18 protein-coding genes and 1 pseudogene are annotated in these 22,036 nt (G+C 73.3%); 11 read left to right on the forward strand and 8 right to left on the reverse strand.

Annotated features, from left to right (window positions below; all coding sequences use genetic code 11):
• Positions 1-126 precede the first annotated feature (126 nt).
• Both ACFW9D_RS18270 and ACFW9D_RS18275 read left to right on the forward strand, forming a co-directional pair.
• Positions 127-705 (forward strand): SigE family RNA polymerase sigma factor, encoded by a 579-nt coding sequence (locus tag ACFW9D_RS18270; protein ID WP_384623103.1) that lies wholly within the window; start codon positions 127-129, stop codon positions 703-705.
• Positions 702-1,922, forward strand: coding sequence for a WD40 repeat domain-containing protein (locus ACFW9D_RS18275; RefSeq protein ID WP_384623104.1), 1,221 nt, complete (start codon positions 702-704; stop codon positions 1,920-1,922). The genes ACFW9D_RS18270 and ACFW9D_RS18275 overlap by 4 nt, the downstream gene beginning before the upstream one ends.
• Positions 1,923-2,117: 195 nt before the next feature.
• On the opposite strand, the pseudogene dapA reads toward ACFW9D_RS18275, so the two are convergent.
• Positions 2,118-2,975 (reverse strand): annotated as a pseudogene (gene dapA / locus ACFW9D_RS18280) (4-hydroxy-tetrahydrodipicolinate synthase); the annotation flags it as partial.
• Positions 2,976-3,167: 192 nt separating this feature from the next.
• Here dapA and ACFW9D_RS18285 point away from each other — a divergent pair.
• Entirely contained in the window at positions 3,168-3,407 is a 240-nt protein-coding gene (locus ACFW9D_RS18285; protein WP_188339619.1) for a hypothetical protein, read from the forward strand.
• A gap of 26 nt (positions 3,408-3,433) precedes the next feature.
• Here the strand turns inward: ACFW9D_RS18285 and ACFW9D_RS18290 are convergent, their stop codons facing one another.
• Positions 3,434-5,293, reverse strand: coding sequence for an endonuclease/exonuclease/phosphatase family protein (locus tag ACFW9D_RS18290; protein WP_384623106.1), 1,860 nt, complete (start codon positions 5,291-5,293; stop codon positions 3,434-3,436).
• 222 nt (positions 5,294-5,515) lie between these two features.
• On the opposite strand from ACFW9D_RS18290, the gene ACFW9D_RS18295 reads away from it, so the two are divergent.
• From ACFW9D_RS18295 to ACFW9D_RS18310, 4 genes are all read left to right on the forward strand, one after another.
• Positions 5,516-6,949 carry a hypothetical protein gene (locus ACFW9D_RS18295; RefSeq protein ID WP_384623108.1) on the forward strand — a complete coding sequence of 478 codons (1,434 nt, stop codon included), beginning with the start codon at positions 5,516-5,518 and terminating at the stop codon, positions 6,947-6,949.
• A 371-nt stretch (positions 6,950-7,320) separates the two neighbouring features.
• Complete coding sequence (locus ACFW9D_RS18300) at positions 7,321-8,772, forward strand: alkaline phosphatase PhoX (protein WP_384623110.1); 1,452 nt, start codon at positions 7,321-7,323, stop codon at positions 8,770-8,772.
• 368 nt (positions 8,773-9,140) lie between these two features.
• The gene (locus tag ACFW9D_RS18305; protein ID WP_384623111.1) at positions 9,141-10,727 is read left to right on the forward strand and encodes a TROVE domain-containing protein; all 1,587 of its coding nucleotides are present in this window, start codon (positions 9,141-9,143) and stop codon (positions 10,725-10,727) included.
• Positions 10,728-10,811: 84 nt separating this feature from the next.
• Positions 10,812-12,053 carry a TerD family protein gene (locus tag ACFW9D_RS18310; RefSeq protein WP_384623134.1) on the forward strand — a complete coding sequence of 414 codons (1,242 nt, stop codon included), beginning with the start codon at positions 10,812-10,814 and terminating at the stop codon, positions 12,051-12,053.
• A gap of 90 nt (positions 12,054-12,143) precedes the next feature.
• Here the strand turns inward: ACFW9D_RS18310 and ACFW9D_RS18315 are convergent, their stop codons facing one another.
• The gene (locus tag ACFW9D_RS18315) at positions 12,144-12,977 is read right to left on the reverse strand and encodes an NAD-dependent epimerase/dehydratase family protein (RefSeq protein WP_384623112.1); all 834 of its coding nucleotides are present in this window, start codon (positions 12,975-12,977) and stop codon (positions 12,144-12,146) included.
• Between the two features lie 233 nt (positions 12,978-13,210).
• On the opposite strand from ACFW9D_RS18315, the gene ACFW9D_RS18320 reads away from it, so the two are divergent.
• Positions 13,211-14,158 carry a 5-dehydro-4-deoxyglucarate dehydratase gene (locus tag ACFW9D_RS18320; RefSeq protein ID WP_384623114.1) on the forward strand — a complete coding sequence of 316 codons (948 nt, stop codon included), beginning with the start codon at positions 13,211-13,213 and terminating at the stop codon, positions 14,156-14,158.
• Positions 14,155-15,324, forward strand: coding sequence for a hypothetical protein (locus ACFW9D_RS18325; protein ID WP_384623116.1), 1,170 nt, complete (start codon positions 14,155-14,157; stop codon positions 15,322-15,324). Before ACFW9D_RS18320 ends, ACFW9D_RS18325 begins: the two co-directional genes overlap by 4 nt.
• 25 nt (positions 15,325-15,349) lie before the next feature.
• Here ACFW9D_RS18325 and ACFW9D_RS18330 read toward each other — a convergent pair whose 3' ends face one another.
• A complete protein-coding gene (locus ACFW9D_RS18330) occupies positions 15,350-16,582 on the reverse strand; it encodes an MFS transporter (RefSeq protein WP_384623118.1) in 1,233 nt (410 codons plus the stop codon).
• A 69-nt stretch (positions 16,583-16,651) separates the two neighbouring features.
• A complete protein-coding gene (locus tag ACFW9D_RS18335; protein WP_223206182.1) occupies positions 16,652-16,912 on the reverse strand; it encodes a hypothetical protein in 261 nt (86 codons plus the stop codon).
• 209 nt (positions 16,913-17,121) lie between these two features.
• On the opposite strand from ACFW9D_RS18335, the gene ACFW9D_RS18340 reads away from it, so the two are divergent.
• Both ACFW9D_RS18340 and ACFW9D_RS18345 read left to right on the forward strand, forming a co-directional pair.
• On the forward strand, positions 17,122-17,925 hold the full coding sequence (locus tag ACFW9D_RS18340; RefSeq protein WP_384623121.1) for an HAD family acid phosphatase: 804 nt from the start codon (positions 17,122-17,124) through the stop codon (positions 17,923-17,925).
• A gap of 44 nt (positions 17,926-17,969) precedes the next feature.
• Entirely contained in the window at positions 17,970-18,503 is a 534-nt protein-coding gene (locus ACFW9D_RS18345; RefSeq protein ID WP_384623123.1) for a hypothetical protein, read from the forward strand.
• 27 nt (positions 18,504-18,530) lie between these two features.
• Here ACFW9D_RS18345 and ACFW9D_RS18350 read toward each other — a convergent pair whose 3' ends face one another.
• The 3 genes from ACFW9D_RS18350 to ACFW9D_RS18360 all read right to left on the reverse strand — a co-directional run bounded on the left by ACFW9D_RS18350 (position 18,531) and on the right by ACFW9D_RS18360 (position 22,032).
• Positions 18,531-19,988 (reverse strand): peptidoglycan D,D-transpeptidase FtsI family protein, encoded by a 1,458-nt coding sequence (locus tag ACFW9D_RS18350; protein ID WP_384623124.1) that lies wholly within the window; start codon positions 19,986-19,988, stop codon positions 18,531-18,533.
• A gap of 101 nt (positions 19,989-20,089) precedes the next feature.
• On the reverse strand, positions 20,090-20,749 hold the full coding sequence (locus ACFW9D_RS18355) for a response regulator transcription factor (RefSeq protein ID WP_188339629.1): 660 nt from the start codon (positions 20,747-20,749) through the stop codon (positions 20,090-20,092).
• On the reverse strand, positions 20,746-22,032 hold the full coding sequence (locus tag ACFW9D_RS18360; RefSeq protein WP_384623126.1) for a sensor histidine kinase: 1,287 nt from the start codon (positions 22,030-22,032) through the stop codon (positions 20,746-20,748). Before ACFW9D_RS18360 ends, ACFW9D_RS18355 begins: the two co-directional genes overlap by 4 nt.
• Positions 22,033-22,036: the final 4 nt, after the last annotated feature.

Genomic DNA, 22,036 nt, shown 5'->3' on the forward strand with positions numbered 1-22,036 from the left:
GCGAGTGCCCCGTGCGGCCCCTCGAAAACTTCCCGGAAGAGTTTTCCCTGCAGGGGCATAGCGGGGAGCGGTCGCGGTCGTCATCAAGGGCAGAGGCACCACATGGGTGGGGAAGTGAAGGTGACGATGGACGCAGGCAGAGACCCGGACCGCCGCGGCGCGGAGAGTTTCCGGGAGTTCGTGGCGAACCGTTCGTCCGCGCTGCTGAAGACCGCAGTCCTGCTCAGCGGGGGCGACCGGCACGCCGGCGAGGACCTGCTGCAGAACGCGCTCATCAAGGTCGCCGGGCGCTGGAACAAGGTGGACGACCCGGAGGCGTACGTGCGCCAGGTCCTCTACCGGCAGCAGATCAGCAGATGGCGGCTCAAATGGCCACGCCGCGAGGTGAGTTACGGGGAGGTGCCGGACGCGCCCGCGGCCGGTGACGGCGGCACCGCGTCGGCCGAGCTGCGGATCGTCCTGAGCGCCGCGCTTTCCCGGCTGACCCCGCGCCAGCGCACCGTCCTGGTCCTGCGCTACTTCGAGGACCTGCCCGAGGCCGACGTGGCCCGGCTGCTCGGCTGCTCCGTCGGCACCGTGCGCTCCACCACCCACCGCTCCCTGGCCCGGCTGCGCGCCCTCGCGCCCGAGCTGGCCCTGCTCGGCGCGTCCGGTGCCGAGCAGCCGCCGTCCCGTGACTACTCGCCCGTGGAGGTGCGCCCGTGAACCTGGACGAAGTGATCAAGGACGCGCTGCACGAGCAGGCCGCCGCGGTGGTCCCCGCGCCCGCGGATCTCGCCGACCGGGTGCTCGCCGCCCGGCGCAGGCGCCGCACCCGCACCGTCGCGGCCGGCGCCGCGACCGTCACCGCCGTGGTCCTCGGGGCCGTCCTGGTGCCCCGGTACGCCGGCGACCAGGACGTCAGGCCCGCCGGGGTCATCGGCTCCGAGGACGTCATCGCGCACCCCGACCAGTCCCCGCCCAAGGACGCCATCGCGGCCGGACGGGTCGCACTGGCCTCCTTCTCGACGATCCGGCAGGTCGTCTTCGACAACGGGGACGGGCGCCTGAGCCGTACCTACGGCGTCCTCGACCCGACCACCAAGACGTACCGCAAGACCACCCGCTGGTCCTGGCTCACCGTCGCTCCAGGGCTGCGCACCGCCGCCGTCCTGGAGAAGGACCTGCCCGCCGAGCGCATCGGGCTGCTCGACCTCGCGACGAACAAGGTGAAGCGGTGGATCCCCCTCGCGCAGGGGGCCGCCGGGCTCCAGTTCTCGCCCGACGGCAGCAAGCTCGTCGCGACGACGTACGCGAAGAACCCCGACGCCCTCTACAAGCGCAACGTGGTCGACTACGGCGACGGCAAGACGATGCCGGGCCCTGACATGGATTCGTCCCGGACCGGTTTCGCGGTCGTCGACGTCGCGACCGGACACAGCGACTGGCACAAGGTGACCGACAACGAGGACACCAACTCCCGGCAGGACTTCTCGTTCAACCCCACCGGCAGGCTCGTGCACGCCGGCGTCATGACGGGCGGGGTGCCCGAGCAGTACTTCGACCTCAAGGGCCGCAAGGCACCGGTGCCGCCCGAGGAGCGCCACGCCCAGTGGTACGTCCAGGCGGGCATCTCGCCGAGCGGCAAGCTCGTCGCCGGGGACTTCGCCGGGCGCGGCAAGGAGATCGCCGTGGCGGTGAACGACGCCAGGACCGGCAAACAGGTCGCGAAGCTGCCCGCGCAGCAGTTGCTCGCCTGGGCCGACGACAAGCGGCTCATCGCGTGGGGCTGCGATCCCAAGAAGTGCGCCGGCAAGGGCGAGTTCCGCAATCAGCTGCTCCTCGTCACCCTCGGCAGCCGCGAGGTCGTCCCGCTCAGCGACTTCCGCAAGGCGTCCGCCGAGTATCCGGGCCGCTGGATCCCGGAGTTCACCACGCGGTGACCAGGGGGGTCCGGTACGCCGCCAGCAGTGCGGGGGGGGGGGGCGGGCGGCGGGGGGGCGGGCGGGGGGGGGGGGCGCGGGCCCCCCGGCCCCCGCGCGCGCCCCCGCGCGCCCGCGCGCGGCCGCCCCGACCCACCCCCGGGGGGGCCCGGGGGGGCCCCGCCGCCCCCCCCGCCCGCCCGGCGCCCCGCCGCCCCCCGCGGGCAGCAGCGGGGCGCGGACCGGGCCGCCACCGGGCAGGCCCAGGGCGCCGAGCAGGGCCTTCGCGGTGACGGCGCCGGGCAGGCCCGCGTTCATCATCGCGTCCGTCAGCGGGATCACCTCGCGCTGGAGCCTCGCGGCCCCCGCCGTGTCGCCCGCGTCGAAGGCGTCGACGATCGCGCGGAAGGCGGCCGGGACGACGTTCGCCACCGTCGAGACGCAGCCCGCGCCGCCCAGGGCGCGCAGCGCCAGCACGTACTCGTCGCAGCCCGTGTAGTACGCCAGATCGGTGGCCGCCATGACCTTCTGGGTGCCGAGGAGGTCGTAGCCGCAGTCCTTCACGGCGACGACGCGGGGATGAGCCGCGAGCGCGATCATCGTCGCGGGCTCGATGCGGGTGCCGGTGCGGCCGGGGATGTCGTAGAGCATCACCGGCAGCCCGCTCGCGTCGGCGAGCGTGCGGAAGTGGGCCTCGACGGCTTCCTGCGGCGGCCGGCTGTAGTACGGGGTGACCGCCAACAGGCCGTCCGCACCGGCCCGTTCGGCCGCGCGGGCCAGCTCGGCGCTGTGCGCGGTGTCGGCCGTGCCGATGCCGGTGAGCACGTGGGCGCGCCCGGCGACCGCCTCGCGCACCGCCCGCACCAGGGAGGTCTTCTCGGCGTCCGACGTGGTGGGGGACTCGCCGGTCGTCCCGGACAGGACGAGGCCCTCGCAGCCCTCGGTGACGAGCCGGTCGGCGAGCCGCTGGGCGGCGTCCAGGTCCACGGCGCCACCGTCCTCGGTGAACGGGGTGACCATCGCGCACAGGACGCGGCCGAACGGGGAGGCGGGAAAGACGGTGTCGTCGCTCATGCAGGGAGTGTCGGCCGCCCGACCGTGAAGCTCCACTTAAATCTGCTACGACATGAAGCGGAGCAGCGCTGAAGGATGGCCGGGACGGCGTACGGACCGGACACCTGAGCGGGGCCGTTTTTCCTTCAGTCGGACCATCCTGAATCCGATGAACCGCACAGAGAGTGCCGGACGGTTCACTAGGAGTGAGTGGTGCGAGACGTGGTGCTGGCCCTGGCCATGCCCGCCGTGATGTGCGCGAGCGGGATCTACGCGGCGGCCGACGCGTGGTGGCGCCGCCGACGCCCCTCGCCCCCGCCCTACTCCCATGCCGGGCTCCGCCTCGCGGGGCAGCGCGCCGTCGCCGTGGCCGAAGCCGTCGTGGCCGACGAGTACGCGCTGCTCACGGCGGCCGGACGGCCGGCCGACCTCGCGGGCCGGCCGGCCGACTGACCGCTCACGCTCACGTACCTGCGCGCTCACGGGCGCAGACGCAGCACCTGCGGGTCGTGGTCGCTGATCTGGTCGTGGAACTCGCTGTTGATGTGCACGCTGTCGTACGCGAACGGGCCCTTGCGGATCGACGGGCTCACCAGGATCTGGTCCAGAACCTGGCTGTTGCCCTGGTAGTCGTAGGTGTAACGCTCCTTCTTGGGCAGCGACTTGATGGCCGACCACAGCGCGCCGTCCGCCTCCAGACGCTGCGCGGTCCCGGAGAACTCGAAGTCGTTGATGTCGCCGAGCGCGATCACGTCCGCGTCCCGCCGCACCTTCAGGATGTCCTTCACGAACGCGTTGACCTCCTCGGCCTGCGCGTGCCGCTGCGTCTCCGAGCTGCGCGTCGGCGGCTGGTACTGCGAGGTCAGCGCCTGGTCACCGCCCTTGGACGCGAAGTGGTTGGCGATCACGAAGACCGTCTTCCCGCGGAAGACGAACTCCCCGGCCAGCGGCTTGCGGCTGCTCTTCCACGCGGTGGACGCGGGGTCGATCCGGCCCGGGGACGCGGTCAGCGCCGGCTCGCCCCGCTCCGTGCGCACCACGCCGACCGGGGTCGTCGCGTCGCCGCCGGCGCGGTCGGTGAACGACACCCGGTCCGGGTTGAACAGGAACACCTGGCGGATGTTGCCACCCGGCTCGCCGCCGTCCTGGCCGTCGACCGGGTCGATGCCGCGCCACTCGTAGCGCGGGCCGCCCGCCGCGACGATCGCGTCGATCAGCTTGTTCACCGTCACGTCGGAGGCGACCGTGCCGCTGTTCTTCGCGCCGTCGTTGTCCTGGATCTCCTCCAGGGACACGATGTCCGGCGCCTGCAGGTGGTCGACGATCGCCGCCGCGTGCGCGGCGAACGTGCTGTCCGAGGGGTCCAGGTTCTCCACGTTGTACGTGGCCACGGCCAGCTCGCCGGACTTCTGCGCACGGGTCGTCTCGCGCTCCAGGCCGCCCTGCTCCAGGGTGCCGAGCTCGCGCGCGACCAGCGTGTAACCGCCGTACTGGTTGAAGTCCAGGGGGCCCTCGGTCGTGCCCGCGAGAGTGTCGCCGACATCGGCCTTCGGGAAGTCGGCGACCGCGCCCAGGGACTGGATCTGCAGCCGGCCACCGTTCTGCGAGGCGTAGGAGCCGTAACGGGAGCCGCCGCGCTCGGTCCGGTTCTCGCGCGGCCGCACCGTGACCCACAGCTCGGTGTGCGGGTCGGTCGCCGTGACGACGCGCGAGGAGCCGATCCGTACGTTCTGGCCCTCCAGGGACTCGTAGTAGTCCAGGGCGTAGGCGCGCGGCCGGAGCGGCAGGCCGTTGACCGAGCCCTGCGCGGCCGGGTCGCCCGCGGGCGCGTACGCGGCCGGGACCGAACGGGAGTCGATCGTGGTGACCGGTACCGCGTTGCCGGACGAGACGACGGTGACCGTCGGCTTGGTTATCTCGGTCAGCGACTGGTTGCCCGACGAGGCGCCGCCCGGGACGTACTCGGAGACCGTGCCGGACACCTTGACCGCGTCGCCTGTCTTCACGGTCGGGGCGGAACCGGTGAAGACGAACACGCCCTCACTCGTGGCCGGGTCGGCGTCCGGCGCCGTGTCCTCGAACCAGAAGCCCTTGACCGAGCCGTAGTTGCGCACCCCCGTCACGACGCCCGCGACATCCGCGACCTGCTGCCCCGCGAGCGGGGAGAGCCGGGTGGAGCCCTGGATGTCGTGGATGGCGACGGTGTCGGCGTGGGCGGGCGACACCGCGAGGACGGTGCCGGCCGCACCGCAGGCGGTGACGACGGCGAGCGCGGCGAGCCGCGAACGGGAGAACACGGAGAACGCGCTGCGCGCGGGGCGTGCTGACTGACTCGGCAAGGGGATCCCTCCGGGGACGTGCGAGTGGCGAGCGCCGGGACGAGGGCGGACTGCCGTCCGACTTCTACGCGCGTCAATCTCTTGTGTGCCCGGGGGAGTTGTCAAGGTTTCGTGAGTGGCCGCACGCGGTCGGGGAGCCGACTGGCAGATGAACCCGGCGGCAAGGGTGCAAATCCGTCTAGGCTGAGCGGTCGCAACGTAGCTCATGAGGAGAACCAGCCGATGTCAGACAGCTCCACCCTGCCGCCGGTACGGCTGCCCGCCGAAGCGGAGCTGGCGCGGGACGCCCTCGCCACCCCCCTCCTGTCGCGCGCGGTGCGGCTCGCCCGCTGGGCCGGGCCCGGCACCCGGGTCGGCGCGGGCGGCGAACTCGTCGACGAGCAGCTGCCCGCCGCGGCCGCCGAACTCGGCCTGCCCGACGACGCGGACGGCGCCGCCGACGCGAGCGAGGCGTGGCGGGTCGCCGTCGACACCGGCCTGGTGGAGATCGTCGACGAGGAGGAGGGCACCGTCACCGTCGGCGAGGAACTCGGCGTCCTCACCTCCGGCGGACCCGCGGACGTCCTCGCGCTGTGGCGCGCGGCCCTGGAGACGGTGCTCGCCGACGCGACCGTGCCCGACCTCGACGACCTGGTCGACGCCATGGAGGAGGGCGGCGAGATCGACTTCTCGCAGCTCGACTGGGACCCCGAGGCGGAGGCCGAGTTCCTCGACGGCGTCCTCGGCAACCTGTACCTGCTGACCGTCACCGAGGGCGGCGCGGGCGAGGGACCCGTGCCGCTGCCCGCCCTCGCCGCGTCGATGATCGTCCCCGACGACATGGGCGAGCCCACCGACGACGTCCTGGAACAGGTGTCGGACGCGATGATGCGCCTCGACGACCAGTTCCGGATGCTCGCCCCCGTCGGCCTCGTCGAGTTCCAGCCTGTGGACGAGGCCCTCATGGCCGACATCGACTCCGACGAACCGGCCGCCCCCGTCGACGAGTCCGACATCGCGCGCTACGGCATGGTCCGCCTCACCCCGCTCGGCCTCCACGGCATCCGCGCCCGGATGCTGGAGGCCGGAATCGACGCGCCGGCCGTCGGCGACCTCGCCGACAAGGGCGCCGACGCGCTGCTCGACGGCACCTCCGCGTTCCCGCAGGCCGCCGCCCAGGCCGAGATCGAACAGTGGCTCGCCCGGCGCGAAACGCTCGCCTCCGCCCGCGAGTTGCTCGGCGCCGCACGCGGCGGCGACCAGGGCGCCCCGCTGCGCCGGCTGCGCTGCCAGCAGGCCCTGTCCCTCGTCGGCACCGAGGCCGAGCCCGCGCTCCGCGAGGTCCTCCAGGACCCGGAGCTGGGCGGCCTCGCCCGGGTCTGGCTCGCCGAGCACGGCGCCACGGACGTGCCCGCGCCGTCCGAGGACCTCGTCTTCTGGCTGACCGTCGACACGATCGCCGCGCAGCTGTCCCTGGAGGGCAACTCGGAGGAGCTGCAGGCCCTCGTCGAAGGGCTCGCCGCGCAGCACAGCGGCTTCTTCGCGGCGGCCTGGCGGGTCGACCACCCCGCCACCGCCGACGTCCTGGAGGCGATGGGCCGCCTCCACCCGGACAAGAAGGTCGCCAAGGAGGCCCGCAAGGCCGCCTTCAAGGCGAGGTCCGCCTCCGGCGGCTGAGCGGCGTCTTCCGGTGCGGGCGGGGGAGCTCGCCGCAGGGGCCGGTGTGGTCGGTCGGGCGCGGACCGTGGTCCTGCTGCGCGCGGTCCCCCCGCGCCCCTGGCGGCGCTGAACCGAGCGGCGCTGATCCGAGCGGCGCTGATCCGAACGGGTCCGTCCCTGTGGGGCCGGGCTCGGCAGGCCGTCTCCGGAGGAGCGGGCCCGGACGGCGCCGCCGGAAGTCGGGGCAGTGGGTGCCTGCGCGTCGGGCGGAGTTCAACCGGTGTTCGCGCGGGCGCGGGAGCGTGTGGCCGAACCGGGTGTCTCGAAAGGGACGCCCCGCGGTCCTCACCCCCCGACCACTCCCGTCACCTCCGCAGGAGACAGCCACCATGTCGCTCACTCGCAGGGACTTCGCCCGACGCTCCGCGGCCACCGGCGCCGGCGTCGCCCTCGCCGGTTCCGTCGGCGCCCTCGCCACCGCGCCGGGCGCCCTCGCGGCCACCGACACCGCCGACGTCACCGACGCCGACGCGGACCGGCACGGTCCGGCCGACGGCCCCGGGTACGGTCCGCTGCGGGCCGACCCCGCCGGCATCCTCGCGCTGCCGGCCGGATTCTCGTACAAGGTCATCACCTACAGCGGGAAGACCAAGCTGGAGTCGGGCGAGTTCACGCCGTCCAACCACGACGGCACCGCCACCTTCGAGGGCCCCCGCGGCACCACCCTCCTCGTCAACAACCACGAGCTGGCCGGCGCCCGCGACAAGTGGCCGCACCCGGTGCCGCTCACCGAGGGGCTCGTCTACGACCCGGCCGCGGCCGGCGGCTGCACCGTCGTCGAGGTCCGCCGCGGCGGCGAGGTCGCCGAATGGGTCGGCATCGCCGGCACCGCCACCAACTGCGCGGGCGGCTCCACCCCCTGGGGCACCTGGCTGACCTGCGAGGAGACCGAGGACAAGGCCGGCAAGAACGGCTTCACCAAGGACCACGGCTACGTCTTCGAGGTCGACCCCTACGACCGCCGCGCCAACCAGGCCCCCAAGCCGATCAAGGCCCTCGGCCGCTACGCCCACGAGGCCGTCGTCATCGACCCCAAGCGCGGCCACGCCTTCCTCACCGAGGACGCCTCCGGGCCCAACGGCCTGCTCTACCGCTGGGTCCCGCCGCACGGCTTCAAGCACGGCCGCGGCAAGCTCGCCACGCTCGCCGACGACGCGGGTGTCCTCCAGGCCTTCAAGTGCTTCGACTCCGGCGGCCGCTTCGTCGACGACCTGTCCCGCGCCACGAAGACCGGAACGGTCTACGGCGTCGACTGGGTCGACGTCCCCGACCGCGACGCGAAGACCGTCTCCACGCGCAAGCAGTTCAAGGACGGCGAGATCACCCGCGCCCGCAAGCTCGAAGGCATGTGGTGGGGCGACGGCGGCGCCTACATCGTCTCCTCCTTCGCCCGTGACGAGAGCCCCGTCCAGCACGACGGCCAGGTCTGGTTCTACGACCCCAAGCGCCGCACCCTCACCCTGAAGGTGCTCCTCGGCGTCAACCCCGACCCGTCCCAGGACGGCGCCCTCGACGGCCCGGACAACATCACGGTCTCCCCGTACGGCGGCCTCGTCATCGCCGAGGACGGCGAGGGCGTCCAGCACCTGTTCGGTGCGACCGAGCGCGGCCGCACGTACCCGATCGCGCGCAACGACCTGAACATCGGGACGGAAGAGGAGCCGGAGTACAGCGAGTTCACCGGCGTCACCTTCTCGCCCGACGGCCGCACCCTCTACGCCAACATCCAGACCCCCGGCATCATGCTCGCCATCACGGGGCCCTGGAAGCGTCAGCGCTGAACCCGTTGAACTCCTCCGCGCCGGAATTTAATTGCCTGGCGACCGGTCACACACCGCCCTAGAGTTTTTCTCACGCCGCACCTCCCGGTGCGAAGGCCACGGTTACTTCCTCTCCAGAAGACAGCACCGCGGCCGGCAAGATCTCGGGAGGCGTAGCAGATGGTGTGTGCCCGGTGCGCAGGCAACGGTTACTTCTCCTAATCCGGGGGTTGCGGGTTCGAGTCCCGTCACGCGGTCGTTCGCACGGCTGCGGTAGCTCAATCGGTAGAGCACCGGCACAGTTCCGTCGCCGACTTCTGATCTCGGGCACGCTCCATTCGCTGCGCCTCCCTCGCTTTCACGCTTTCGCTGAATTCGGGGGAATTCTCATGGCACGTTTCAACCGCAAGTCCGTACAGGCCGCGCTCCGTTCCCCGGTGCGCACCACCGGCCGCGTCCTGCGCACCCACGAGGGCGGCCGGGGCGCCGAGCGCGACGAGCGCTCCGAACTCTTTCTGCTCTCGGTCGCCAACTTCGTGTCGCAGCAGACCTTCTACGAGGACGGAGCGGCCCGCGACGACCGCTTCACCGACCTCGTGCGCCGGCTCGCCGTGAGCGACCCGGAGTGGACCGCGGGCCTGCTCGGCTGGCTGCGCGGCGAGGGCAACATGCGCACCGCGTCCCTCGTCGGCGCCGCCGAGTACGTGCACGCCCGGCTCGCCGCCGGCGCCACCGACGGCCCGTCGAACCGGCAGGTGATCGCGTCCGTGCTGCGCCGCCCCGACGAGCCCGGCGAACTGCTCGGCTACTGGGCGCAGACCCACGGCCGCGCCCTGCCCAAGCCGGTCAAGCGCGGCGTCGCCGACGCCGTCCGCCGCCTGTACCACGGCAAGGCCCTCCTGAAGTACGACACCGCCTCCAAGGGCTACCGCTTCGGCGACGTCCTGAACCTGGTGCACGCGGCGCCGGACCCCGAGCGGCCGGGGCAGGGCGAGCTCTTCCAGTACGCGCTCGACCGCCGGCACCACCCGGAGACGGCCGAGGCGCCGGCCTCCAGCCCGGTCCTGGTCGCGCACCGCGAGCTGATGGCGGTGCCGGCCGCCGAGCGGCGCGCCGTGCTGCTCGCGCCCGACGGCGCCGAGCGGCTCGCCGCGGCCGGCATGACCTGGGAGGCGCTGGCCGGCTGGCTGCAGGGTCCGATGGACCGGGCGGCCTGGGAAGCGGTGATCCCGTCCATGGGCTCGATGGCGCTCGTCCGCAACCTGCGGAACTTCGACGAGGCCGGTGTCTCGGACGAGGTCGCGGCGCGGGTCGCGGCCCGCATCGCGGACCCGGCCGAAGTGGCGCGCTCGCGCCAGTTCCCCTTCCGCTACCTCGCCGCGTACCAGCACGCGCCGTCGCTGCGCTGGGCGTACCCGCTGGAGCGGGCGCTCGGCCACTCGCTGGCCAACGTGCCGTCGCTGCGCGGCCGGACGCTGATCCTGGTGGACCGCTCCGGCTCGATGTGGAGCCCGCTGTCCGACCGCTCGCAGCTCAACCGGGCGGACGCGGCCGCGGTCTTCGGCACGGCGCTCGCGCTGCGGGCCGCCGACGCGGACCTGGTCGAGTTCGGCACGAGCAGCGCGCCCGTGAAGTACGGCGCGGGCGAGTCCGTGCTGAAGATCCTGGAGCGGTTCGGGAACCTCGGCGGGACGAACACGACGGAGGCGGTGCGCCGCCACTACCGCGGGCACGACCGGGTGCTGATCGTCACCGACGAGCAGGCCACGTACAGCCACTACGGGGACCCGGGCGAGTCCCTGCCGGCGCACGTCCCGGTGTACACGTGGAACCTGGCCGGGTACCGGGCCGGTCACGCTCCGTCGGCGCCGAACCGGCACACGTTCGGGGGGCTGTCCGACACGGCGTTCCGGATGGTGTCGCTGCTGGAGGCGGGCCGGGACGCGGACTGGCCCTGGGCCCAGGCCGCCGCGTAGGCCGAGTGGCTGGGGTGACGAAGAAAAATCCTTCGGTAAGGGAACGGCAAAGCGGAGCCGCTCGTTACCCCAGTCATGACAGCTATGACCCCCGGCTCGAACATCCCGCTCACGGCGCAGCGCGTGACGGTGGACGTCACGGCCCCCGTGCGCCTGGACGTATCGGGCCTGCTGCTCACCGCAGACGGCAAGGTGCGCTCGGACGACGACTTCATCTTCTACAACCAGCCCGCGGGACCCGGCGTGACGTACACGTCGGGCGGCGGCACGGCGCCCGACGCGATCACGGTGGACACGGCCGCCGTGCCGCCGGGCATCGAGAAGATCGTCGTCACCGCGAGCCCGGACGCCGCGGGCCAGACCTTCCAGGGCATCGAGCCCACGGCCACGATCCGCAGCGCGGACGACGGCGCGGTCATCGCCACGTTCACGCCGCCGCAGCTGGGCTCCGAGACGGCCCTGGTCGTCATGGAGGTCTATCTGCGGAACGGGGCGTGGAAGGCCCGCGCGGTGGGCCAGGGGTACGCGAACGGGCTGGCGGGCATCGCCACCGACTTCGGCGTCTCCGTGGAGGAGCCGGCCGCCCCGCCCGCGCCCCAGCCCCCGGCCGCCGCCCCCGTCGCACCGCCGGCCCCGCCCGCCGCCGCGATGCCCGCGCCGACCACCCCGCCGGTGGACCCGCGCATCGCCCCGCCCCCGCCGCCCGCGGCCGCCCCCGCGGCAGCCGCCGCCCCGGCCCCCGGCGCCGGGAAGATCAACCTGGACAAGGGCCGGGTCAGCCTCCAGAAGAACCAGACGGTGTCCCTCGTCAAGGGCGGCCGCCCGCTGCTGAGCCAGGTCAAGATGGGCCTCGGCTGGGAGCCCGCGTTCCGCGGCAAGGACATCGACCTCGACGCGTCCGTCATCGCGTACGGCCCGCAGCGCAACCACATCGACAGCTGCTACTTCGGCAAGCTCTCGATCGTGAACGGCGCGATCAAGCACTCCGGGGACAACCTGACGGGTGAGGGCGGCGGCGACGACGAGGTGATCGTCGTCGACCTCGGCCGCCTCCCGCAGGACGTCACGGGCCTGGTCTTCACGGTCAACTCGTTCTCGGGCCAGAAGTTCACCGAGGTCGCCAAGGCCTACTGCCGCCTGCTCGACGCGGCGACCGGCGAGGAGCTGGTCCGCTTCGACCTGACGAACGCGGAGCCGCAGACCGGCGTGATGATGGCCAAGCTCATCAAGCAGTTCTCCGGCGAGTGGGAGATGACCGCGATGGGCGACTTCGTGAAGTCCCGCACGGTCCGCGGCATGGTCAAGCCGGCGGCGCAGGCGTTGTAGTCACCGTCACCGCCGCGACGGCATGGGGAAGGCCGGGCTCCGAAGGAGTCCGGCCTTCCCCATGTCCGGGGGGGAGAGAGACGGCCCGTCTCAGTGCGGCCAGATCGGTGGGTCATCGACGAAGCGGCCGCCGATGTGGTGGTGGGCGGGGAGGGTGTCGTCGAGGGGGCCCTGGGCGGCGAGGAGTTTGGCGGCGTAGGGCTCGGAGTCGTCCTGGGGGGCGTAGCCGAGGGCGCGGGCGGTGGTCAGGTCCCACCAGGCGCGGGTGTTGGCGGAGGAGCCGTGGACGACGGTGTGGCCGACGTGTTCGGCGGTGAGGGCCGCGTCGAAGAGGCGGGCGCCGTCGGCGGGGCTCATCCAGAGGGAGAGCATGCGGACGTCGGTCGGTTCGGGGAAGCAGGAGCCGATGCGGACCGACACCGTCTCGACGCCGTGCTCGTCCCAGTAGTACTGGGCGAGGTCCTCGCCGAAGCATTTGGACAGGCCGTAGAAGGTGTCGGGGCGGCGCGGGGTGTCGACGGGGACCAGGGGGGCGCCGTCCTCGACGTGCGGGCGCGGGGTGTAGCCGATGGTGTGGTTGGAGGAGGCGAACACGACGCGGGGCCCGCCCGCCTCGCGGACCGCTTCGTAGAGGCGCTGGGTGCCTCGGATGTTCGACTCGAGGATCTTGTCGAACGTGGACTCCAGGGAGATGCCCGCGAGATGGAGGACGCCGTCCACGCCGTGCACGGCCTCGCGCAGGGCGGCGGTGTCGTTGAGGTCCGCGACGATCGCGTCGGGCGCGTCCGGGACGGGGCGCACGTCGAACAGGCGCAGGTCGTAACCGTGCTGCGGGAGCAGGCCGCGCATCAGGGTGCCGAGGCCGCCGGCGGCGCCGGTGAGCAGGACCGTGCGGGGCGCGGGGGGCGTGTGGGGAGCGGCCATGCGCGGGATCTCCCGTGTATGTGTGTGAGTCGAGTTCATATTTGTGGACACGCTAGGGAGGGTGGCGGGGTGCGTCAAGGGTGCGGGAGGGGGTGAGTCTGCGCCTTGACCCGCCCTGTGCGGCGGCTTACGGTGAGCGCGTTCAGGGATATGGACAGGGATCAGAAACTTGCACATGGACGGGGGAGGCGCGTGCCGGCCCGCGTCCGCGTGCACCAGTTCAGGGAGAGCCCGTGACGTCAGCCCCGCTCGCCGCCCGACTCGGCATCCCCCGGGGACCGCTGTTCTTCCCCGTCACCGCGTACGGACCCGACGGCGGAGTCGACCTCGACACCTACCGCACCCATGTGCGGCGCGGGGTCGAGGCCGGGGCCGCCGCCGTGTTCGCCTGCTGCGGCACCGGGGAGTTCCACGCGCTCGCGCCCGAGGAGTTCGAGGCGTGCGTCGCCGTCGCGGTCGAGGCGGCCGCGGGCGAGGTGCCGGTCCTCGCGGGCGCCGGGTACGGCACCGCGCTCGCCGTCGACTTCGCCCGCCGGGCCGAACGGGCGGGCGCCGACGGCCTGTTGGCCCTGCCGCCCTATCTCGTGGCGGCGGGCCAGGAGGGGCTGCTGCGGCACTACACGCTGCTCGCCGAGGCGACCTCCCTCGACGTCATCGTCTACCAGCGCGACAACGCCGTGTTCACCCCGCGGACCGTCGTCGGCCTCGCCCGGCACCCCAAGGTCCTCGGCCTCAAGGACGGACTCGGCGACCTCGACCTGATGCAGCGCACCGTGAGCGCCGTGCGCACCGACGCCCCCGACGCCGCGTTCCTGTACTTCAACGGGCTGCCCACCGCCGAACTCACCGCGCTCGCCTACCGCGGCATCGGCGTCACCCTCTACTCCTCCGCCGTCTTCTGCTTCGTCCCCGAGATCGCCCAGGCCTTCCACCGGGCCCTGAACACGGGGGACGACGCGACGGTGGTCCGCCTCCTCGACGGCTTCTACCGGCCGCTCGTCGAACTGCGCGGCGAGGGCCGCGGCTACGCGGTCTCACTGGTCAAGGCCGGTGTAAGACTGCGCGGGCTCGACGTCGGCGAGGTGCGGCCGCCGCTGCACGAGCCGTGCAAGGAGCACGTCGAGCGGCTCGCCGCGCTCGTCGAGCACGGCCTCGGTCTGCTGGAAGGAGCCGGCGCGTGAAGACCTCCGTCTTCCTCTACCCCTGGGACGTCAACGGGGACCCGGCCGCCGCCCGCCGGATCGCCGACCTCGGCGTCGGCCAGGTCACGCTCGCCGCCGCCTACCACTCGACCCGCGCCCTCACCCCGCGCCACCCGCACCACCGCGTCGTCACCGCCGCCCACGCCGCCACGCTCTACCCCGTCGACCGGCGGCGCTGGCACGGCAGGGTCCCCGCCCCGTACTCGGCCGGCGACTGGGCCCCGGGCGACGCCTACGGGGAGGCCGCCGCCGCACTCGCCGACGCCGGGCTCGACGTGCACACCTGGGTCGTCCTCGCCCACAACTCCCGCCTGGGCGCCGAACATCCGGACACCTCCGTCGTCAACGCCTACGGCGACCGCTACCCCTGGGCCCCCTGCATCGCCCAGCCCGCCACCCGCGCCTACCTCGTCGACCTCGCCGCCGAGGCCGCCACCCGGCCCGGCGCCCTCGGCACCGAACTCGAGTCCCTCGGCTGGTACGGGCTCGCGCACCTGCACGCCCACGACAAGATCGCCGGTGTCGAGCTCGGCGACGCGGGGCAGTACCTGATGTCGCTCTGCTTCTGTCTGTCCTGCCGCGACGGGTACGGGCGTCAGGGCCTCGACCCCGACGAACTCGCCCGCGCGGTACGGGTCGCGCTGGAGCCCGTATGGCGCGGCGAGGCCTGCGACGACGGCTGGGCGGGCGTCGAGAAGCTGCTCGGCGCCGACCGGGCCGCCGCGACCCGCGCCCACCGCGACGCCACCGCGCAGTCGCTCCAGGAGGAGGCCGTCGCGGCCGTCCGCAAGGCAGCCCCGGCCGACACCGCCTTCCAGGTCCTGCTGCACGCCGACCCGGTCCCGTACCACTGCGGGGCCAACGCCGGAGTCGACCCCGCCCACATCCTCTCCGTCGCCGACGGCGTCGTCGTGCCCTGCACCGGGGGAGCGGGCCTCGTGCCCCCGTTCGCCGAGCAGGGCCGCGGCGTGGTCGCAGCGAACCTCACGATCGTCACCGGCATGGGCGGCAACCCCGCGGCCCTCGCCACCGACGCCCGCGCGGCCCGCGCCGCCGGAGCCGGCGAACTGAGGCTCTACCACGCCGGGTTGGCGTCCGACGCGGACCTGGCGGCGGTGACGCGGGCGCTCACCCAGGTGCCGTGACCGCTCAGCCAGGTACCGTGACCACTCACCCGGGTTCCGTCACAGCCGAACCGCCCCGACGGCCGGCGCCGTGACAGGCCACGGCCAGCAGCAGCCCCGCCCCGCCGACCACCGGCAACAGCACCCCCACCGGCGCCACGACCACGAGCCCCGCGCCCACGGCCAGGGTCAGGGCACCCGGGGTGAACAGCAGGGTGTGGGCCGCCGCCGAGGCCCGGCCGAGCACCTCGTCCGGCAGGGCGCGCTGCACCGCAGTCAGCGCCGCCACCAGCGGGCAGGGCAGCCCCACCCCGATCGCCGCGCTGCCCACGAGGACCGCCGCGTCGTACGGCACCGCCCGCACCGCCGCGCCCAGCGCGAACAACGCGATCCCGTACGCGGCGAAGCGGCGGGCGCCGAGCCGGCGCAGCAGCCCGCCGGACAGCGCGCCCGCGGCCACCGAGCCCACGCCCTGCACCGCGTACAGCACCCCCGTGAACGCGGGGGCCCGGCCGAGACCGTCGACCACCGCGAACACCGACGCGCCCGTGACCCCGGACAGTGCCATGACGCCGGACCCGGACAGCAGCAGCGGGCGCGGCTCCCCGTGCCGCCACAGCTCGCGCAGCCCGTCCGCCGCGCGGGCCCCCGCCCGCCGCACCGGCCGAGGATCCCGCCCCCGCACACTCGCGAACAGGCCCGCCGCGGCGACAAAGGTCACCGCGTCGAGCAGTGCGACGCGCGCGCCGCCGTACGCCGCGAACAAGGCGGCGCCCGCGAGCGGCGCCACGATCTTCACGCCCTCGTTCACCGACATCCGCAGCCCGTTGAGCTCCCCGAGCACGTCTGCGGGGACGGCGCCCGCGACCCACGCGGACTCCGCCGCGTCGGTGACGACGCCGCAGGCCCCGTAGAGGAAGAGGACGGCGAACAGGAGCCACAGGCGGCCGGGGCCGTCGACCGCGAACAGGGCGAGGACGAGGGCAGAAAGGGCCAGATTCACGGCGACGAGCAGCCGCCGGCGGCGCACCCGGTCGGCGATCGCGCCGAGCAGCGGACCGGCGAGCGTGGGCGCCCACAGCGCGAACGCGCAGAGCGCCGCGAGACCGTCCGAGCCGGTCAACTCCTTGGTCCACACCCCGGAGACCAGCCACAGGGCGCTCGTCCCGAAGCCGGAGACGAGCACGGCGAGCAGACAGCGGCCGGCGGCGCGGTCGCGCAGGACACGGACGAGGGGACGTTCAGGGGGCGCCGGGAGCGGCGTCTTGTACGAGGTCATGGGCGCCGAGTCTGGATCTGAGGCCCCTGCCCCGGCATCGGGCGGATGCCCCGGATCGCGCGGCCGGGATCAGCCCAGCCGCCACAGCACGTACGTCACACACAGCAGGACGACCCCGGCCGCGGTGAGCAGTGAGCCCAGCAGCCGCAGATGGCCCGGCGACGGCACGGCGACGGGCGGGGCCCCGGTGCGCCGGCCGAGGGTGCCGCGCAGGTCAAGGGCCCAGTTGAGACCGCAGCAGATCGCCACGAGCGCGCCCACGAGGAACAGCCCGAGCAGCTCGGGCGACGCGGCGCGCGTCACGGCGGCGACCAGGGGTGCGGAAGTCACGGTCCGGGATCCTCTGTCTAGGTTCGTTCCGGCTTGTCGACCCTAGAGGCCGGGGTTCAACACGCGGTCAAGTCCGGTTCAGGCGTGGGCAATGGCTTGCCCCGTGGCTGATATCGATCGGGTAACAGGACTCGCGGGAGCGCATGTGATGCGCGTAGACATGCAGCCACCTGCACACATCCCACCCGTTTCCAGCACCGGAGTTGCCCGTGCCGACCCTTCGCCCCTCCACCCGTGTCATCGGCGTCGCCGCCGCCTGCGCCCTCGCCGCCGGTGTCGCCTACGGCACCGGCACCGCGAGCGCCGACCGCCCCTCGGCGAGCACGACGGCCGAACCGCACAACATCGGCCTGCTGTTCAAGGAGATCGACTCCTACTACGGCGCCACCCAGGACGCCGACGGCGTCTGGCAGTCCTCGCCCGACAGCCAGTACGCGCAGGACCTCGCCCGCATCCAGGCCGCCGCGAAGAAGCGGATCGCCCGCGCCGCCCACCGGCACCACGGCAAGGACGAGCGCCCCGCCGTCGTCTTCGACATCGACGACACCCTGCTGCTCAGCCTCGACTACGAGAAGAAGACGAACTACGTCTACAACGACGCCACTTGGAAGGCCTACGTGGCCAAGGCGGACCGGCCCGCCGTGTTCGGCACCCCCGCCCTCATCGCGTACGCCGAGTCCCAGGGCGTCGAGGTGTTCTACAACTCCGGCCTGAGCGAGGAGCAGCGCTCCGCCGCCGTGGAGAACCTGAAGAAGGTCGGCATCGACGTCAACCTCGACGCCGACCACGTCTTCCTGAAGAACAAGGCGAACCCGCCCGCCTACCTGAGCGACTGCGCCACCCCGGCCGCCTGGAAGTGCACCACGGTCCAGTACAAGTCCGGCACCCGCGCGCACATCGAGTCCCTCGGCTACGACATCGTCGGCAACTTCGGCGACCAGGAGTCCGACCTCGAGGGCGGCCACGCCGACCGCACGTACAAGTTCCCGAACCCCACCTACTACGTGGGCTGAGTCCGCTCCCGGGCCCGCCCGGCGGCCCTGGCTACGCTGACCCGGTGGCGGAGGAACAGACGGCGTACTGGGACGAGATGCGGGAGCTGCTGCGCGGGCGCGGGCTGCCCGACGGGCACACCGAGGCGGTCCTCGCCGAGCTGGCCGGGGCCGCCCACGGCGACCCGGCCGGGCGGTTCGGCCCGGCCGGCGCGCTCGCCGATATGCTGACCCCCGCGCCCGCCGCCGACGAACACGCCGAGATCTGGCGCTGGTCCGCCGACACCTACGCGGACGCGGCACTGCTCGACCGCTTCGGCGCCGAGGGCTGGGAGCTCGAACGCGTCGACTCCCTCGGCCGTTTCGTCTGCCGCCGCGATCCGGAGCACCCCCGGCGCTGGGAGTACCGCCGCGCGGTCACCGGTACGGGAGGGCGGCCGGCCGGCGTGGGCTGGCAGCCGTGCGGGACCTGGACCGTCTACACGTGGTTCAAGCGCGAGAAGCCGGTGCCGGAGCCGGTGCGGGGCGGGGACGGCGCACAGCCCGCACCGTCCCCGCCCCGCCGCCGACGGCTCTTTCCCCGGCGCCGCCGGGCCTGACCCGCCACCGCTCTGCGATCTCGGGTCTCAGTCCTTCAGGCCCGCCTCCATCATGGCCTGCGCCACCGGCGCCGCGAGCCCGTTGCCGCTGACCTCCGAGCGCGCCGCGTCGGACTGCTCGACGACGACCGCCACCGCGATCTGCTTCCCGGAGGAGTCGTCCTTCGCATAGGACGTGAACCAGGCGTACGGCGTCTGGCTGTTGTTCTCGCCGTGCTGCGCCGTACCCGTCTTGCCGCCCACGGTCGCGCCCGGGACCTGCGCGTTCGTGCCCGTGCCCCGCTCGACCACGGTCTCCATCGCCGACTGGAGCTGCTCGGCGGTCCGGGTGCTCACGACCCGCTCGGTGTCGCCGTCGGGGTAGCTCTTCAGCGCGTCGCCGTCGGCGTCCGTCACCTCGGACACCATGCGCGGGGAGGCCTGCTCGCCCCCGTTGGCCAGGGTCGCGGAGACCATCGCCATCTGCAGCGGCGTCGCCGTCACGTCGAACTGCCCGATGCCGGACAGCGCCGTCTGCGCCTTGTCCATCCCGGACGGGTACACGCTCTCGGCGGCCCGCACCGGCACGTCCTGCTCGGTGTCGCCGAAGCCGAACTTCTCGGCCATCGCCCGCACCTTGTCCTGCCCCAGATCGACGGCCATCTTCCCGAACACCGTGTTGCAGGAGTACTGCAACGCCGTGCGGATGCTGGCGTTCTCGCAGGGTGCGGTCTTGCTCTCGTTGCGCAGATACGTCTGGGTGCCGGGCAGCAGATACGGGTCCGGCGAGTCGGTCTTCTCGTCGACCGAGCCGTACAGGCCGTCCTCCAGCGCGGCCGCGGCCACGACCAGCTTGAACGTGGAGCCGGGCGGCAGCGCCTGCTTCAGCGCCCGGTTCAGCGTCGGTACGTCCTTGTCGGCGGACAGCGCCTTCCACGCCGCCGCGTCCGAGGATCCCGAGCCGCTGATCTTCGACGGGTCGAACGACGGCGTCGACACCATGCCGAGGATCTTCCCGCTCTCCGGGTCGATCGCGACGGCGGCGCCCTTCTTGTCGCCGAGCGCCTCGTACGCCGCCTTCTGCACCGCGGGGTCGATCGTCGTGACCACATCGCCCGGGTCCGTGTGCTCGCCGGTCAGCGCGTCGACCGGGTTCTTCAGCTCGGGGTCCGAGCCGTCGAGCACGTCCTGGTAGATCGACTCCAGCTGCGTCGCGCCGTACACCTGCGACGTGTAGCCCGTCACCGCCGAGTACAGTGCCCCGTCCTCGTACGTCCGCTTGTACGCGAGGTCGCCCGAGTCCGTCTTCTCGGAGCCCGTCACCGCCTTTCCGCCCACGATGATGTCGCCCAGCGGATACGCGTACTGCGCGATCGTCTTCCGCCGGTTGTCCTTGTCGTCTGCGAGCGCAGGGCCGTCGTAGAACTGCACCAACGTCGCCTTGACCAGCAGAGCGAGCACGAGGAGCAGACAGAAGACCGAGGCACGCCTGATCGCCTTGTTCATCCCACAGAAGGGACGAGCGGACCGGAGCGGATCGTTCCTTCTGGGGTCGATTCTCAGAAAGCTCTCATGACGTGATCAACGTCATGCAACGGTCACGCCGGTCACGATCCCTGCACGAACCCGCCCTCGTACGCCGCGATCACCGCCTGCGTCCGGTCCCGGGCCCCCGTCTTCGCGAGCACCGCCGCGACATGTGTCTTCACCGTCGCCGCGCCCACCCCGATGCGCTCCGCGATCTCCGCGTTCGTCAGGCCCGTCGCCATCAGCCGCAGCACGTCGCTCTCCCGTCCGGTCAGCCGCGCGACCCACGGGGCCGCCCGCGTCCGCGAGGCGGCGTGCTCGGCGGCCAGCGCCCGCACCGCCGCCGGGAACAGGAGGGTGTCGCTGCGCGCCACCAGCCGCACCGCGCCGACCAGCGCGTCCGCGTCCGCCCGCTTCAGCAGGAACCCGGCGGCGCCGGCCCGCAGGGCCTCGTACACGTAGGCGTCGTTCTCGAAGGTGGTCACCACCACGACGCGCGGCGGCTCGTCCATGGCACGCAGGATCTGTTCGGTGGCACGGATGCCGTCGACCTCCGGCATCCGCACGTCCATGAGCACGACGTCCGGGCGCAGCTCGCGCACCACGGACACGGCCTCGGCGCCGGTCGCGGCCTCGCCGACCACCTCGATACCGGGCTCGGCGGACAGGATCGCGCGCAGTGCGGTGCGGACCATGCGTTCGTCGTCGGCGAGGACGACGCGCAGCGGTGCGGGGGTCACGGGATCTTCGGTTCCTTCCGGGAGGGGAGAGGGAGGCGTACGTCCAGGAGCCAGGTCCCGGGGGTGCCGGGTGCGGGCCCGGCGCTCGCGGTGCCGCCGAGCAGCCGGGCCCGGTCCGCGATGCCGCGCAGCCCGTGTCCGCCGCCGGGGCGCGGCGGCCCGGCCCCGTCGTCCGGCAGCGGGTTCTCGGCGGTGATCCGCAGCGCGTCCCCGTCCCGGGCCAGCCGCAGGGCCACGGCGGTGCCCGCGTGCCGCAGCGCGTTGCTGAGCGCCTCCTGCACGATCCGGTACGCCTCCCGGGAGACCAGCGGCGGCAGCCCGGCCGGGTCGACGTCCACCCGCGCCGTCACCTCCGTGCCGCCGGCCCGGGTCCGCCGCAGCAGCCCGTCGAGATCGTCCGCCAGCGTCGGCGCGGGCGCCGTCGCCGCCGCGTCCCCGGCCTCGCGCAGCACCCCGAGCACGGCGTCCAGCTCCCCGACCGTGCGCCGTGTGGTGTCCTCGATCGCCGCGAGCGCCTCCCGTACGAAGTCGGGGTCGCTGTCCAGGACCCGGCGCGCGGCGCTCGCCTGGAGGGTGACGGCGCTCAGCGCGTGCCCCACCGAGTCGTGCAGCTCGCGGGCCAGCCGGTTGCGCACCGCGAGGTCGGCGGCGCGCTCCTCTGCCTGCGCGAGCCGGTCGGCGGGGCTCGGCCCGAGCAGCGCGGGCGCCCAGCGCGCGAGCAGACCCGAGGCCACCGCCGCGCAGCCCGCGAGCGCCACCAGCATGACCAGTCCGGCGACCGGCATCAGCGCCAGAGCCCACGGATGATCCGCGGTTCGGGGAAACAGCTTGTCCGAGTCCCGCAGCGCCGGCACGAACGGCAGCGCGATCAGCGCCAGGGCGAACGGCGGCACGGCCAGCGTCATCCCGCTCAGGATCCCGCCGGCCCCCAGGTGCAGCGTGAACCAGGCGGCGGTGCGGGCCCGTGCCTCCCGGGTGCGCGGCGGCCCGTCCGCGAGCTCCGCCGGATCCACCCCGCACAGCGCCCGCACCACCGCGACCGACATCGGCCGGGTCAGCGGCGACAGGGCCGCGGTCAGCGCGGCGAGCGGCAACCCGCAGGCGAACGAGGCGAGTTGCAGACCCAGGTCCGAGAACACGTCGGTCGCGCCGGTCAGCGGCCCCACCACGACCGAGGCCAGCAGCAGGTACGGCATGGCGAGGGCGCCGCCGATGATCAGATGCAGCCAGCGACGGCGCGCACGGCTCCCGAACAGGAGCCGTGCCGCGGCCTGTGGTCGCACGCTC

The sequence above is a fragment of the Streptomyces sp. NPDC059524 genome (assembly GCF_042749255.1).
In the GTDB taxonomy this organism is placed as follows: Bacteria; Actinomycetota; Actinomycetes; order Streptomycetales; family Streptomycetaceae; genus Streptomyces; species Streptomyces xanthii.